General features: G+C 72.0%; 17 protein-coding genes. 5 read left to right on the top strand and 12 right to left on the bottom strand.

Annotated features, from left to right (window positions below):
* Positions 1-176 precede the first annotated feature (176 nt).
* Positions 177-851 carry a Crp/Fnr family transcriptional regulator gene (locus BLW57_RS18785; RefSeq protein WP_073887802.1) on the bottom strand — a complete coding sequence of 225 codons (675 nt, stop codon included), beginning with the start codon at positions 849-851 and terminating at the stop codon, positions 177-179.
* 364 nt (positions 852-1215) lie between these two features.
* On the bottom strand, positions 1216-2085 hold the full coding sequence (locus BLW57_RS18780; RefSeq protein ID WP_093475961.1) for an NmrA/HSCARG family protein: 870 nt from the start codon (positions 2083-2085) through the stop codon (positions 1216-1218).
* 104 nt (positions 2086-2189) lie between these two features.
* Here BLW57_RS18780 and BLW57_RS18775 point away from each other — a divergent pair, with 104 nt between their 5' ends.
* Positions 2190-2669, top strand: coding sequence for a MarR family winged helix-turn-helix transcriptional regulator (locus tag BLW57_RS18775; protein WP_093475959.1), 480 nt, complete (start codon positions 2190-2192; stop codon positions 2667-2669).
* 6 nt (positions 2670-2675) lie between these two features.
* Here BLW57_RS18775 and BLW57_RS18770 read toward each other — a convergent pair whose 3' ends face one another.
* From BLW57_RS18770 to BLW57_RS18745, 6 genes are all read right to left on the bottom strand, one after another.
* On the bottom strand, positions 2676-4202 hold the full coding sequence (locus BLW57_RS18770) for a HAMP domain-containing sensor histidine kinase (RefSeq protein WP_093475958.1): 1527 nt from the start codon (positions 4200-4202) through the stop codon (positions 2676-2678).
* Positions 4199-4933: a response regulator transcription factor gene (locus tag BLW57_RS18765; RefSeq protein ID WP_073887834.1), complete on the bottom strand. Its 735-nt coding sequence runs from the start codon at positions 4931-4933 to the stop codon at positions 4199-4201. The genes BLW57_RS18770 and BLW57_RS18765 overlap by 4 nt, the downstream gene beginning before the upstream one ends.
* 90 nt (positions 4934-5023) lie before the next feature.
* Positions 5024-5266 carry a hypothetical protein gene (locus BLW57_RS18760; RefSeq protein WP_093475956.1) on the bottom strand — a complete coding sequence of 81 codons (243 nt, stop codon included), beginning with the start codon at positions 5264-5266 and terminating at the stop codon, positions 5024-5026.
* A gap of 16 nt (positions 5267-5282) precedes the next feature.
* A complete protein-coding gene (locus BLW57_RS18755) occupies positions 5283-6371 on the bottom strand; it encodes a S1C family serine protease (RefSeq protein ID WP_093475955.1) in 1089 nt (362 codons plus the stop codon).
* 120 nt (positions 6372-6491) lie between these two features.
* Entirely contained in the window at positions 6492-7517 is a 1026-nt protein-coding gene (locus tag BLW57_RS18750; protein WP_073887838.1) for a LacI family DNA-binding transcriptional regulator, read from the bottom strand.
* A 106-nt stretch (positions 7518-7623) separates the two neighbouring features.
* Positions 7624-8403: a winged helix-turn-helix transcriptional regulator gene (locus BLW57_RS18745; RefSeq protein ID WP_093475953.1), complete on the bottom strand. Its 780-nt coding sequence runs from the start codon at positions 8401-8403 to the stop codon at positions 7624-7626.
* Positions 8404-8583: 180 nt separating this feature from the next.
* Here BLW57_RS18745 and BLW57_RS18740 point away from each other — a divergent pair, with 180 nt between their 5' ends.
* Genes BLW57_RS18740 through BLW57_RS18730 form a run of 3 tightly spaced genes read left to right on the top strand, consistent with a single transcriptional unit; the run spans position 8584 to position 10921 of the window.
* Positions 8584-9435: an alpha/beta hydrolase gene (locus tag BLW57_RS18740; RefSeq protein ID WP_093475952.1), complete on the top strand. Its 852-nt coding sequence runs from the start codon at positions 8584-8586 to the stop codon at positions 9433-9435.
* 51 nt (positions 9436-9486) lie between these two features.
* Complete coding sequence (locus BLW57_RS18735) at positions 9487-9741, top strand: MoaD/ThiS family protein (RefSeq protein ID WP_093475950.1); 255 nt, start codon at positions 9487-9489, stop codon at positions 9739-9741.
* A gap of 4 nt (positions 9742-9745) precedes the next feature.
* Positions 9746-10921 (top strand): hypothetical protein, encoded by a 1176-nt coding sequence (locus tag BLW57_RS18730; RefSeq protein ID WP_093475949.1) that lies wholly within the window; start codon positions 9746-9748, stop codon positions 10919-10921.
* 88 nt (positions 10922-11009) lie between these two features.
* Here the strand turns inward: BLW57_RS18730 and BLW57_RS18725 are convergent, their stop codons facing one another.
* The 4 genes from BLW57_RS18725 to BLW57_RS18710 form a co-directional block, all read right to left on the bottom strand.
* Positions 11010-11297: a DUF1416 domain-containing protein gene (locus tag BLW57_RS18725; RefSeq protein ID WP_093475947.1), complete on the bottom strand. Its 288-nt coding sequence runs from the start codon at positions 11295-11297 to the stop codon at positions 11010-11012.
* A 55-nt stretch (positions 11298-11352) separates the two neighbouring features.
* Positions 11353-12198 carry a sulfurtransferase gene (locus tag BLW57_RS18720; protein ID WP_093475946.1) on the bottom strand — a complete coding sequence of 282 codons (846 nt, stop codon included), beginning with the start codon at positions 12196-12198 and terminating at the stop codon, positions 11353-11355.
* 127 nt (positions 12199-12325) lie between these two features.
* Positions 12326-12406, bottom strand: a complete 81-nt coding sequence (locus tag BLW57_RS43110) for an Ms5788A family Cys-rich leader peptide (RefSeq protein WP_350751515.1) — start codon at positions 12404-12406, stop codon at positions 12326-12328.
* Positions 12407-12603: 197 nt separating this feature from the next.
* Positions 12604-13350, bottom strand: coding sequence for an LmeA family phospholipid-binding protein (locus BLW57_RS18710; protein ID WP_093475944.1), 747 nt, complete (start codon positions 13348-13350; stop codon positions 12604-12606).
* Between the two features lie 131 nt (positions 13351-13481).
* Here BLW57_RS18710 and BLW57_RS18705 point away from each other — a divergent pair, with 131 nt between their 5' ends.
* The gene (locus BLW57_RS18705) at positions 13482-13745 is read left to right on the top strand and encodes a DUF3099 domain-containing protein (RefSeq protein WP_073887854.1); all 264 of its coding nucleotides are present in this window, start codon (positions 13482-13484) and stop codon (positions 13743-13745) included.
* Positions 13746-13754: the final 9 nt, after the last annotated feature.

Raw genomic sequence — 13754 nt, 5'->3', positions numbered from 1 at the left:
GCGCGCGTCCCCCAGGCAGCCGATTTTCGGTGCGAGGCGGCGAGAACAGCCCGAGAACAGCCCGTACGGCGCTCGGATGCGCGGTGCCGCCCACCGGAGCGGGTCCGGGGCCGGTCACGGCTGTGGGGCCCGGCTTCCGGGAAGCCGGGCCCCACAGCCGTACGGGCGGGAGAGCGTCAGCGGGACCGCTTGGCCAGGCGCTCGACGTCCAGCAGGATCACGGCCCGCGCCTCCAGGCGCAGCCAGCCGCGCTGGGCGAAGTCCGCGAGGGCCTTGTTCACGGTCTCGCGGGAGGCGCCGACCAGCTGGGCCAGCTCCTCCTGGGTGAGGTCGTGGACGACGTGGATGCCTTCCTCGGACTGCACGCCGAAGCGGCGGGAGAGGTCCAGAAGCGCGCGCGCCACACGGCCGGGGACGTCCGAGAAGACCAGGTCGGACATGGCGTCGTTGGTCTTGCGCAGCCGGCGGGCGACGGCGCGCAGCAGGGCGCCGGCCACCTCGGGCCGCACGTTCAGCCAGGGCTGGAGGTCGCCGTGGCCCAGGCCGAGCATCTTGACCTCGGTCAGCGCGCTGGCGGTCGCCGTACGCGGGCCCGGGTCGAACAGCGACAGCTCGCCGATCAGCTCGCCGGGTCCGACGACGGCGAGCATGTTCTCGCGGCCGTCGGGGGAGGTGCGGTGCAGCTTGACCTTGCCCTCGGTGACGACGTACAGCCGGTCGCCGGGGTCCCCCTCATGGAAGAGTGAGTCGCCGCGTGCGAGGGTCACCTCACTCATGGAGGCGCGAAGCTCCGCGGCCTGCTCGTCGTCGAGAGCCGCGAAGAGCGGGTTGCGCCGCAGAACGTCGTCCACGAGTTCTCTCCTTGTCGACCTGCTCAGGGGATCTTGCCCCACGTGCCAGGGGACCGTGTTCCCCATTTTGCCGGACGGTCCAAACAGTGTGATCTGTCACAAGGATGCCGCACAGGTGTCCGGAGGTACGCGGCAGGGGTCCAATCGGGGGCCGCCCAGTCGCGTCCGGAGCACCGCGCGGGGCGTGGACGGTGCCCGCCCGGAGGTCCAAATCGCCGGTGGGAGCGGCACAGTGGCGGCCTGTCCGGGGTGGCCCGGGAGGCGGTACCGGCTGATTCCGCTGTGGGCGAACAGCAACCCGAATATGTGATGAATCGGGCAAGTCGGGCTAGCGCATCCCGGTGCCCCCCGGCCCCGGCGGTCCTCAGGCGGGGTTCAGCAGGGACTCCCAGTTCTGGGCGGCGGCCCAGTCGGTGAAGGTGTGCCAGCCGACCTCGGGGTACGCGCGGCGCAGTCCCGCGACGTCGACGTCGAGGCCGGTGGTGCCGAAGTACGCGAACATGGCCGCGAGGTCGGCGGACCGGGTGCGCACCTGGTCGAGCGGCACCTCGTGATGGGTGACCGGGCGGCCGGTGGCCGTGGCGAGGACGGCCGCCGTGCGCGCCGGGGTGCACGCGTCGGAGGCGATGTCGACGCGGCGGCCGGCGAACTCCCCGCGGCGCTCCAGCGCGAGCGCGGCGAACGCGCCGATGTCGGCGGCCGGGACGAGGGCGAGGGGCCGGTCGGCCGGCATGGGCCAGGCGAAGGCGCCGTCGCGCAGTCCCTCCAGGGTCCAGCCGGCGGTGTAGTTCTCCATGAAGGCCGCCGGGGCGATCACCGTCCAGGTGAGGCCGGACGCGCGCAGGTGCCGCTCGACCGCGTGCTTGCTCTCGTAGTGCGGGATTCCGGTGCCGCGGTCGGCGTGGGCGGCGGAGGTGAGCACGACATGGCCGAGCCGGGCGGCCGCCGCCGCGTCCACGAGGGCCGTGCCCTGCCGGGTCTCCGTGCCGGTGTCGGTGCCGAACGGGGTGGTGACGGCGAAGAGCGCGTCGGCGCCGGCGAGGGCCGTGTCCAGGGAGGCGCGGTCGTCGAAGTCGGCGTACCGGACCTCGGCGCCGAGGTCCAGCAGGGTGCGGGCCGGTGGTGCGTCGGGGCGGCGGGTCAGGGCGCGGACGCGGTGGCCCGCGGTGAGCAGGGCGCGGGCGGTGGCTCCGCCCTGGGCGCCGGTGGCGCCGGTGATGGCGACGGTGAGCATGGTTCTCCCCCGGTCAGTAGCATTGCTGTGTGACGCAATGGCTGCGTCACGCAGGAGAATAGCGCCCATCGCTGCGCCGTGCAGTGAATTTTGAGGGGAGTCACGTGACCGACCCGCGCCGTGCCCGGCTGTACGAGGAGCTGTCGGCGGAGTCCCGCCGCTACCTGGCGGCCTACGTCCTCTTCAATCAGGCCGTAGCCGACCACCTGGGCCTGCACCCGACCGATGTGCAGTGCCTGAGTCTGCTGACCGCCGAGCCGGACCCGCTCACCGTCCGGCAGATCGCCGACATGACGGGGCTCACCACGGGCTCGGCCACCCGCCTGGTGGACCGGCTCGAACGGGGCGGCTACGTGGCCCGCACGCCCGACCCGACGGACCGCCGCCGGGTGCTGGTCACCCCCGTCCCGGAGCGCGTCGCCCGCGTCACCGCGCTCTGGGACGACCTCGGCCGGACCTGGCGGACGACCCTCGACGACCACAGCGAGGACGAGCTGGAGGCGATCATCCGGCACATGCGCCGGGGCAACGAACTCAGCCACAGCCAGATCGAGCGCCTGCGCTCTCTGCGCAAGCCGGACTGAGTCCGGTCAGCCGGCCGCCGTCGGCGCGGACTCGGACTCCCGGTTCTCCGGCGGCCCGGGTGTCTCGGGTGTCCCCGGAGCGCCGGGTGTGTCGGTCGCGTCCGGCGGAGGCGTCGGCGCACCCGGCAGCCGTACGGTCGCCACCGTGCCGCCGCCCTCCGCCGGTGCCAGGGACACCGCGCCGCCCGCCTGCTGGACCGTCCGCGCCACGATGGACAGGCCGAGGCCCGAACCGGGCAGCGCACGGGCGCTCGGGGAGCGCCAGAAGCGGTCGAAGACGTGCGGGAGTTCGTCCTCGGGAATGCCGGGGCCGTGGTCCCGCACCGTCAGCACACCGCCGGTCAGCCGGACCTCCACCGTGCCGCCCTCCGGGCTGAACTTCACCGCGTTGTCCAGGACGTTGACGATCGCCCGTTCCAGGGCGGAGGGCTCCGCCCGCACGAACCAGGGCTCCACGTCCGCCGTGACGGTCAGCTCCGGCCCGCGCAGCCGGGCCCGGCTCAGGGCCGCCTCGACCGTGTCCTGGAGGGAGACGACCTGGACGCGCTCGCCGCGCTGCCCCTCCGAACGTGACAGCTCCTGGAGATCGCCGATCAGGGAGGCGAGTTCGGTCATCTGCGCCTTCACGGACGCGAGCAGCGCCTTGCGGTCCGCCGGGGGGATCGGGCGGCCCGTCTCCTCGCTGCGGGTGAGCAGTTCGATGTTCGTCCGCAGGGAGGTGAGGGGCGTGCGCAGCTCGTGGCCGGCGTCCGCGATCAGCTGCTGTTGGAGGTCGCGGGAGCTGGCCAGGGAGGCGGTCATCGAGTTGAAGGACCGGGAGAGGCGGGCCACCTCGTCGTCGCTGTCGTCCTCCACCGGGATGCGGATGGTCAGGTCCTCGGTGCGGGCCACGTGCTCCACGGCGTCGGTGAGCTTGTCGACGGGGCGCAGGCCCGCGCGGGCCACCGCGAGGCCCGCGGCGCCCGCTCCGACGACTCCGACGCCGGAGACCAGGAGGAGGATGAGGGCGAGCTGGTCGAGGATGTTCTCGGTGCTCTTCAGGGGGACGGCCACGATCAGCCCGACGTTCGGCCCCGGCTGCCCGGCGTCGGTGGTCGTCGCGCCCAGGGGGCGCGTCAGGACGCGCACCTCGTTGCCCTCGTTGTCGGTGCCGTTGCGGAAGTAGATCTTCTGCAGGTCCGCGTCCTTGATCTCGTCCTTGTCAGCCGAGGTGACCTTGACGGTGCCCACCGAGTTGTCGAAGACGCAGACCTTGCCGCTCTCCGTGACCACCTGGGAGTAGTTGCGGAAGAGGCCCTCGCGCTGCGGGGTCTCGGAGCACGTGTGCAGGGCGGTGTTGATCATGTCCATCTGCGCGGAGCCGCGCAGGGCCTTCTTCAGGTCCTCGTCCACCTGCGAGTAGAGCCGCTGCTGGACGATGAACCAGCACGTCACCGAGACCGCCGCGACCGCGAAGGCCACCGCCGCCGCCACCAGCATGGCGAGGCGGGCCCGGATCGGCAGTGCCCGGTACCGGCGTGCCAGCTTCTTCACTCGGCGCCGCCCTGCCGCAGGACGTACCCCACGCCCCGCACCGTGTGGACGAGGCGCGGCTCGCCGCCGGCCTCGGTCTTGCGGCGCAGGTACATGACGTAGACGTCGAGGGAGTTGGACGAGGGCTCGAAGTCGAAGCCCCACACCGCCTTGAGGATCTGCTCCCGGGTGAGCACCTGACGCGGATGGGCCATGAACATCTCCAGCAGGGTGAACTCCGTGCGGGTCAGTTCGACCTGGCGGCCGGCGCGCGTGACCTCCCTGGTGGCGAGGTCCATGCGCAGGTCTCCGAAGGTCAGCGCCTCGTCCTCCTGGGCCTCGGCCGACACGGCGACCGCGTACGAGCTGCGCCGCAGCAGCGCGCGGATACGGGCGAACAGCTCGTCCAGCTCGAAGGGCTTGACCAGGTAGTCGTCGGCGCCGGCGTCCAGCCCGGTCACCCGGTCTCCGACCGTGTCCCGGGCCGTCAGCATCAGGATGGGGGTCGTCTCGCCCGCACCGCGGATGCGCCGGGCCGCCGTCAGGCCGTCCATGCGGGGCATCTGGATGTCCAGGACGACCAGGTCCGGCCGGTAGGCCGTCGCCTTGTCCAGCGCGTCCGCCCCGTCGACGGCCACCTCCGTGTCGTACCCCTCGAAGGCGAGGCTGCGCTGCAGGGCCTCGCGTACGGCCGGCTCGTCGTCGACGATCAGGATGCGCTGGGGGTCACGGTCGCCTTCGGCGGGGCTCATCGGTCGCGGTTCCTCGGGGTGCGGGGTCGTGTGGTCGGGGTCCTCTTCAGCCTCGCACGTTCCCGGGCCGGGAGGCGGGGAGGCGGGGAGTCAGACCCCGAGCGCGGTCAGGCTGCGCATGGTGCTCAGGCGGTTCAGCGGCACCTTCCTGCGGTGCGGACGGGCGGCGGAGGTGCGCAGGCCCATCATCTCGGGGACCGGGGTCGGGGCCACCTCAGGCGCGCGGGGTGTCGTGGTGGGAGCGGACGCGTGCAGCTCGTGGGCGACCGCGAGGGCGACGGTGAGGCCGGCGGGTCCCCGCTCGGCGGTGCGGTGGGAAACCATCTTGATCATGACGTGCTCCCTGCTGCTAGCTGTTCGAGCCCGCCCGGAGCTTGGCCAGGTCGGACTTGACGGTGTTGATGGGGATGGCGAAGCCGAGGCCGATGCTGCCCGCGTCCGAGGACGAGGAGGCCTGCGAACTCGACGAGTACATCGCGGAGTTGATCCCGATGACGTTGCCGCTCGCGTCGATGAGCGCGCCGCCGGAGTTGCCCGGGTTGAGGGACGCGTCCGTCTGTATCGCCTTGTACGTGGTGGTCGACGAACCGGTGTCGCCGTTGAACTCGCGGCCGCCGAACTGGAACGGCCACTGTCCGTCGCCGCCCTGGCCCTGTCCCTGGCTCTCCTCGGTGGGGACGGTGACGTCCCGGTCGAGGGCGGAGACGATGCCGCTGGTGACCGTGCCGGTCAGCCCCTCGGGGGAGCCGATCGCGACGACCGTGTCACCGACCTGGACGCCGTCGGAGTCGCCGAGGCCCGCCGCCTTCAGGCCCGAGGCGCCCTCGGCCTTGAGCAGCGCGAGGTCCTTGGAGCTGTCGGTGCCGACGACCTCGGCGGAGTAGCTCTTGCCGTCGCTGGTGCGCACCTTGACCGAGGTGGCGCCGGAGACGACGTGGTTGTTGGTGACGATCTCGCCGCCGGACGTGACGACCACGCCGGAGCCGGTGGAGGAGCCGTTGCCCAGGGTGGCGTTCACCTCGACCACGCTCGGGCTGACCGCGGCGGCGATGGCGGCGACGTCGCCCTTCTTGCCCGTGGGCACCACATGGGTGGTCGTGCCCGCGGAGGCGACCGCGTCCTCGCCGGTGAGCGCCTGGAAGGCGTAGGCCGTGCCGCCGCCGACCGCCGCCGCGACGATCGCCACCGCCGCGAGGAGCGGGACCGGGCCCCGGGTGCGCTTCCTGCGCGGTGCGGGGACCACCGCCTCGGGGGCCGCTGCCGCGGTGACCGGCGCCGTCGGGGGCCCGTACGGCGGGGGCGGCCACTCGGGGTTCACGGGAGCGGAGTAGGGGTGCTGCCGGCCGTACGCGTCCTGGTGTGCGTACGGGGCCGGGTGGGCGTCGTCCTGCGGGGTTCCGTACTCGCTTTCGCCGCTGCGGCGGATGCTCTCGGTCATGTCGAAAGAGTCCCCCGCGACGATGAGAGCTTCCTGAGTGCTCCCTGAGAAGCCCGGCAGAACCTCGTTCGCCCGATATAAGGGCCCCGGACGGGAACGCGGAGGAACCGGTCCGGACGGTCAGTCCAGGCAGCCGCAGGAGGCGCGGACCACCAGCCGGGACGGGAACGTCTTCAGCCGCTCCCGCCGGGATCCGGCGATCCGGAGCCCGTCGTCCAGGACGAGGTCCACCGCCGCCCGGGCCATCGCCGAGCGGTCGGAGGCGACCGTGGTCAGCGGCGGGTCGGCGAGCGCGGCTTCCTTGATGTCGTCGAAACCGGCCACCGCCAGCTGGCCCGGCACGTCGATGCGCAGTTCCCGGGCGGCTCGCAGCAGGCCGATCGCCTGGTCGTCGGTGGAGCAGAAGACCGCGGGCGGCCGGTTCGGGCCGGCGAGCACCTCCAGGGCCACGCGGTAGGCGTCGTAGCGGTTGTACGGCGCCTCGAAGAGCCGGCCCTCGGTGGACAGGCCCGCCTCGGCCATGGCCCGCTTCCAGCCCTCGACGTGGTCGGAGACCGGGTCGCCGACGGCCGGGGTGTCCGCCGTACCGCCCATGCAGGCGACGTACTCGTAGCCGTGCTCCAGCAGGTGGCGCACGGCGAGCTGGGCGCCGCCGAGGTCGTCCGTGACCACGGCGACGTCGTCGATGGCCTCGGGGCGCTCGTGCAGCAGCACCACCCGGGCGTCCCAGGCGTCGATCTCGGCGGCGGCGAGGTCGTTGAGGGCGTGGCTGACGAGGATCAGTCCGGAGACCCGCATGCCGAGGAAGGCGCGCAGGTAGTGGACCTCGCGTTCGCCGATGTAGTCGGTGTTGCCGACGAGGACCATCTTTCCCCGCTCGGAGGCGGCCTGCTCGACCGCGTGCGCCATCTCCCCGAAGAAGGGCTGGCGAGCGTCCGGGATGATCAGCCCTATCAGGTCGGTACGGCGGGACGCCATGGCCTGGGCGACCCGGTCCGGGCGGTACCCCAGTTCCTTGATCGCGGCGAGGACACGCTCGCGCGTGGCCGGGGCGACCGGCCGGGGTCCGTTGTTGATGACATAACTGACGACGGCGGTGGAGGTCCCCGCCAGCCGTGCCACATCATCCCGAGTCACCTTGGCCACGCGCGGAGTCTACGCGGATTGACCCGCTCCGGGCAGGGCGTATCACCGCTTGGATGTGCGCGCGCAACGGCCGGCGCGAGCGTCTGTCACGCCCGCGCCGGACGATCTACGCGTCCGCGTGGAGTTCGGTCGCGTCCAGGGCGGCGGAGGTGTCCGTCTCATCCGCTTTCGCCCGGCCCGCCTTGGCCTTGGCCTCCTCGGTCGCCCGGTCGCCCTTCTCGGGCGTAACGAATCGATAACCGACGTTCCGGACGGTTCCGATCAGGGACTCGTGCTCGGGACCGAGCTTGGCGCGCAGCCGCCGTACGTGCACGTCCACGGTGCGGGTGCCGCCGAAGTAGTCGTAGCCCCACACCTCCTGCAGCAGCTGCGCGCGGGTGAAGACCCGGCCCGGGTGCTGGGCGAGGTACTTGAGCAGCTCGAACTCCTTGAAGGTGAGGTCGAGGACCCGCCCCTTGAGCTTCGCGCTGTACGTGGCCTCGTCCACCGAGAGATCGCCGTTGCGGATCTCCATCGGGGAGTCGTCGTTCACGATCTGCTGCCGGCCCATGGCGAGCCGCAGCCGTGCCTCGACCTCCGCGGGACCGGCGGTGTCGAGCAGGACGTCGTCGATGCCCCAGTCGGCGGTCACGGCGGCGAGGCCGCCCTCGGTGACGACGAGGAGGAGCGGACAGCCGGGGCCGGTGGAGCGCAGCAGCTGACAGAGGCTGCGCACCTGCGGCAGGTCGCGGCGGCCGTCGACGAGGATGACGTCGGCACCGGGGGTGTCGACGAGGGCGGGCCCCTCGGCCGGGGCCACCCGCACGTTGTGCAGCAGCAGGCCGAGGGCGGGCAGCACCTCCGTCGACGGCTGGAGGGCGTTGGTCAGGAGCAGCAGAGAACTCATACGTCTGGTTCCTCCTCGGTCCCTGCGAGGACTGTGCGGACGGGCCATGCTCTGCGATCCCGAAGGCCCCGTACACCTGCGGTCACCTGGGGTTTCCCGCTGTGTATACAACGCTTCCGAAAGCACAAAAGGACCCGGGGGCTACGCTGCCCGAGTCCTCTGCCCAGCAGAATAGCCCACATGAGCAACGGTCCGGCAGGTCATGTGGCACGTTCCACCGTTCGTCCGAATTCCGAGACAGGCAGACGCGCCCCTATCCGGACGTTTCTGTACAGCACAGACGGAATTCCGATCGATTCCGTATACGATCCGGGCGCCGTTGTATACGAATCCGTTCCGGACACCTTCCGGACGGCCTCGCATGACCTGGTGTTCGTGATCGCCCACGGTTTCACCGGCGAGGTCGACCGGCCGCATGTACGAAGGGTGGCGCGCGTGCTGCGCCGCCACGGCGCGGTCGTCACCTTCTCCTTCCGCGGCCACGGCCGCTCCGGCGGACGGTCCACGGTCGGCGACAAAGAGGTGCTGGACCTCGCCGCCGCCGTGGCGTGGGCCCGCGGGTTCGGCCACGCGCGCGTGGTGACCGTCGGTTTCTCCATGGGCGGCTCGGTGGTCCTGCGGCACGCGGCCCTGTACCCGCGCACGGCCGACGCGGTGGTCGCGGTCAGCGCGCCGGCCCGCTGGTACTACCGGGGCACGGCTCCCATGCGCCGCCTGCACTGGCTGGTCACCCGCCCGGCGGGCCGCCTGGTCGGCCGCTACGGCCTGCGCACCCGCATCCACCACCGTGAGTGGGACCCGGTGCCGCTCTCCCCGGCCGAGGCGGTCCCGAGGATCGCCCCGGTCCCGCTGCTGATCGTGCACGGCGACCGCGACGGCTACTTCCCCCTCGACCACCCCCGCATGCTGGCCGAGGCGGCCGGTGAACACGGAGAACTCTGGATCGAGCCGGGCATGGGCCACGCCGAGAACGCGGCGGACGACGCCTTGCTGGCGCGGATCGGGGACTGGGCCGCGACCGCGGCGGGCTAGCCTGAGACCATCTGTCTTCGAATCTTTTCCTGCCGTCGACAAAGGAACCAGATGCCCAAGGTCACGGTCCGCTACTGGGCCGCCGCCAAGGCCGCGGCCCAGGTCGCCGAGGAGCCGTACGACGCGGACACGCTCGCCGAAGCGCTGTCCGCCGTGCGCGAGCGGCACCCCGGCGAACTCACGCGTGTGCTGCTGCGGTGCTCCTTCCTCGTCGACGGCGACCCCGTCGGGACCCGCGCGCATGAGACGGTACGGCTGGCCGACGGCGGCACGGTCGAGGTGCTCCCGCCGTTCGCAGGAGGGTGAGGCGATGAGCGACCAGCCGTACCAGGGCGGCCCCTACGAGGGGCACGACCCGTACCAGCAGCATCCCGAGCAGCAGCAGCCCGCCCCGCAGGCGTGGCCCGGTCACGAGCAGTACGGCCGCCAGGCCGGCTACGACCCCCAGTCGACGCAGCAGTGGCAGGGGCAGACCTGGGAGACGCAGACCCACGCGCCGGTGCAGTCGGCGGAGACGGCGTACCTGCCGCCGCTCCAGGAGCAGCAGCCGTACCAGCAGCCCCAGCAGGCGCAGCCGTACGCCGAGCCGTACGCGGAGTCCTACGGGCCGCAGGCACAGCAGCAGCACTACGCTCCGCAGTCCGCTCCGGCACCCGAGGCGGCAACACCGGAGCCCGCGGAGGCGTCCGGTCCGGCCTACGGGCCCGCCACGCTCGGCGGGAACGCCCGGATCACGGACGCCCAGCGGGCGCGCCTGGAGGGCCGCTCCCCGATCATCGACCCGGGCATGCAGCCGGCGGCGCTCACCGCGCTGCTCGGCCTGCTGCTGGCGGTCACGGCCCCCGCCGGGTCCTGGGCCCTGCTGGTTCCGCTGGTGCTGCTCCAGGCCGTCACGGCGGCGGGCTGGTTCCGGCTGAACGGCATGTGGCCGGCCCGCCAGGGCATCGCCCTGGCCTTCGCGGGCGGCCTCGCGGCCGACGCGGCGGTCCTGGTCGCCGGCCGCGAGCACGCCCCGGCGGCGATCCTCGGCCCGCTCGGCATCTGGGTCCTGCTCTCGCTGGTCATGCAGCTGCGCTCGCACGCCTCGCCGGACGAGCGGATGTACGGCCTGATGGCGACGGTCACCTCGGCGGCCCTGGCCATCCTCGCCACCGGCTACCTGGGTGCCGACCCGGACGCGGTGTCCGTGGGCGCCGCGGCGGTCGCGGTGGCCGTCCTCGCCCGTGCGCTGCCCCTGCCGACCCCGGCGTCGGTCGTGGTCGCGCTGCTGGCCGCCGCCGGCGCCGGTATCGCCGTGGGCGGCATGACCGGTCTCGGCACGAAGGGCGCCGTCCTGGGGGCCGCGGCGGGCGCCTGCGCGCTGATCGGCCACCGGGTCGCCGCCTACGACTACCCGTCCCGGTTCGTGCACTTCACGGCGGGCGTGGCGCTGCCGCTGTCGGCGGCGGCTCCCGTCGTCTGGATCCTGGGCCGCACGCTGGGCTAGGCACCCCCGTCACGGCACACCGAAGGGCCGCACTCCCACTGGCGTCCAACCCAGGGAGTACGGCCCTTCGGTCCGTCACGGAACCCGATCAGACCGCGATGGCCACCTCGGCCAGACCGCCGTGCTCAGCCACCACCGTGCGGTCGGCCGTGCCGCCGGGCACCAGCGCGCGCACCGTCCACGTGCCCTCGGCCGCGTAGAAACGGAACTGACCCGTGGCGGAGGTGGGCACCTCGGCGGTGAACTCACCTGTCGAGTCGAGCAGACGGACGTAGCCCGTCACCGGCTCGCCGTCGCGGGTCACCTGACCCTGGATCGTGGTCTCCCCGGGCTTGATCGTCGAGGCGTCCGGGCCGCCGGCCTTCGCTCCACACATGCTGTTTCTCCAGAGGGGTCTGACCGGGAGGTCGGTCGGGTGGGTTGGTGAGGGCTTACTTGTTGGCGCCGAGCTCGATCGGCACGCCGACGAGGGAGCCGTACTCGGTCCAGGAGCCGTCGTAGTTCTTGACGTTCTGCACGCCGAGCAGCTCGTGCAGGACGAACCAGGTCAGGGCCGAGCGCTCACCGATGCGGCAGTAGGCGATCGTGTCCTTGGCGAGGTCGACGCTCTCCGCGGCGTAGAGCTCCTTGAGCTCGTCGTCCGACTTGAAGGTGCCGTCGTCGTTGGCGTTCTTCGACCACGGGATGTTCCGGGCGCTCGGGACGTGGCCCGGGCGCTGCGACTGCTCCTGCGGCAGGTGCGCCGGGGCGAGCAGCTTGCCGGAGAACTCGTCGGGCGAGCGGACGTCGACCAGGTTCTGCGCGCCGATCGCGGCGACCACCTCGTCGCGGAAGGCGCGGATCGAGGTGTCCTGCGGCTTGGCCTTGTAGTCCGTCGTGGCGCGCTCGGGCACCTCGGAGCCGTCGACCAGCTCGCGGGCGTCCAGCTCCCACTTCTTGCGGCCGCCGTCGAGGAGCTTGACGTTCTCGTGGCCGTACAGCTTGAAGTACCAGTACGCGTAGGACGCGAACCAGTTGTTGTTGCCGCCGTAGAGGATCACGAGGGTGTCGTTCGCGATGCCCTTCTTCGACAGGAGCTTCTCGAAGCCCTCCTGGTCGACGAAGTCACGACGGACCGGGTCCTGCAGATCCTTGGTCCAGTCGATGCGGATCGCGTTCTTGATGTGGTTCTTCTCGTAGGCGGACGTGTCCTCGTCCACCTCGACGATCGCGATGTCGGTGTCGTCCAGGTGGTCCTGGACCCAGTCGGCGTCGACGAGGACGTCGCTGCGGCTCATGCTCTTTCTCCTCCGGGGCAGTTGCGGCGAGGCGTGCGAGTGCGAGGGGGCGCGCCGGCATGCGGGCGGCGCACGGGTGCCCTACCAGCAGGGCGAGGGTGAGAACGCGGAAGTCGGGGACTTTCGCTCAGAAGGGGCGACAGAGCATGGCGGCAACGCGGCACAGGTCCACTGCCCGCCGCTTCGTGAGGTCCGCCTGTCGCTTCATGCGGTCGATCGTAGGGACGTCCGGGCGGGCATGTCACCGGCGTGTCATATCCCGAGACGCGATCGTCCGAATGGTGGGACAGTAAAGCCGTCGAGGCGCACGGCGGACGGCGTCCGGGCACTCCCGGGCGTCACGCGGCTACGGTACGGACGCGGACGTCTCGCCAGTCGGACGTCCGGTGTCCACCGGCGGACTTCCTACCCCGCCAGCCTGACGTCCGAACCCTTCACGGTGATCTCCACCCCGTCCGGCGCGGCCTGCACCTTGTCCAGCTCGATGCCGCCGGGCAGCCGGTCCACCGCCTGCCGGAAGTCGGTGATCGAGCGGACGCGGCTCTCGGCGAGCGCCAGGCCGCCGATCACGGGCAGGGAGTCCGCGTGGACCTGCACCCGGTTGTGCTCGACGGTCACCGAGCTGCGCACCGAGACGGTCTTGTCGATGTGCACGGCCCCCGCGATCGCGCCCTGGATCCGGACGGCGACCTTGATCTTGCCGTCGCCGCCGTCGGAGAGGCCCACGAGCTGGGCCTTTACGCCGAGACCGACGTCGGTCGGCGCGGCCTTGGCGGCCCTGAGCAGCTCGGCGTAGGCGATCGTGGCGGTGCCGGTGGCGCTGTCCGCCGTGGCGGAGCTGTAGTCGCCGGAGAACTCGACGCCCTTCATGTCGGCCTTCAGCCGGTCGATGCGGATGGTCCGGCCGGCCTCGCCGGTGGCCGCCTCGTAGTCGGCGATGCCGACCTGGACGTCGTCCAGGGAGCCGCCCGCGAGCTGCGTGAGGAACGGGAAGCCCTTGATGTCCACGTCCGGGGTGGCGGACAGGTTCTCCGTCGCTCTGATCTTGTCCGCCGCCTCGCCCTCGGCGAAGTACACGGCGACCCGGTCCACGACCACGAAGAGCACGCCCAGGATCACGACGAGGATCAGCAGTATTCGCAGGCCGCGCATGTGGTGTCCCCCAGGGTCGGTGACAGGGTGCGGAATCCGGTACGACCACGCCACCGTAACCCCGCCCGCGGGCCCCGGGCCCCGATTGTCGATCACCTGTGACAGCGGGCGGTCGGACCTACTCTGGAACCATGTACGCGCGCCGGCGCCACATCTACTTCGCCATGATGGGGACGTGTATCGGGCTCTTCGTCCTGGCCTGGGGAGTCGTGCGCATCTGGTCGGTGCCCGCGGCCGTCGGCATGTGCGTCGTGGCCATGGTCATCCCGCCGGTCGCCGCGATGATCGCCAACCGGCGGGGCCCCGACGACCGCTGGTGGGACGACCCGTCCGGCGACCCCAAGTCCGACGAGTGGTGGGACGAACTCGACGGCAAGAAGCGCCCGCGCCCCTGAGGCGCGGCC

This window comes from Streptomyces sp. 1222.5 (genome assembly GCF_900105245.1).
In the GTDB taxonomy this organism is placed as follows: Bacteria; Actinomycetota; Actinomycetes; order Streptomycetales; family Streptomycetaceae; genus Streptomyces; species Streptomyces albidocamelliae.
This window is presented reverse-complemented; position numbering and strand designations above follow the sequence as displayed.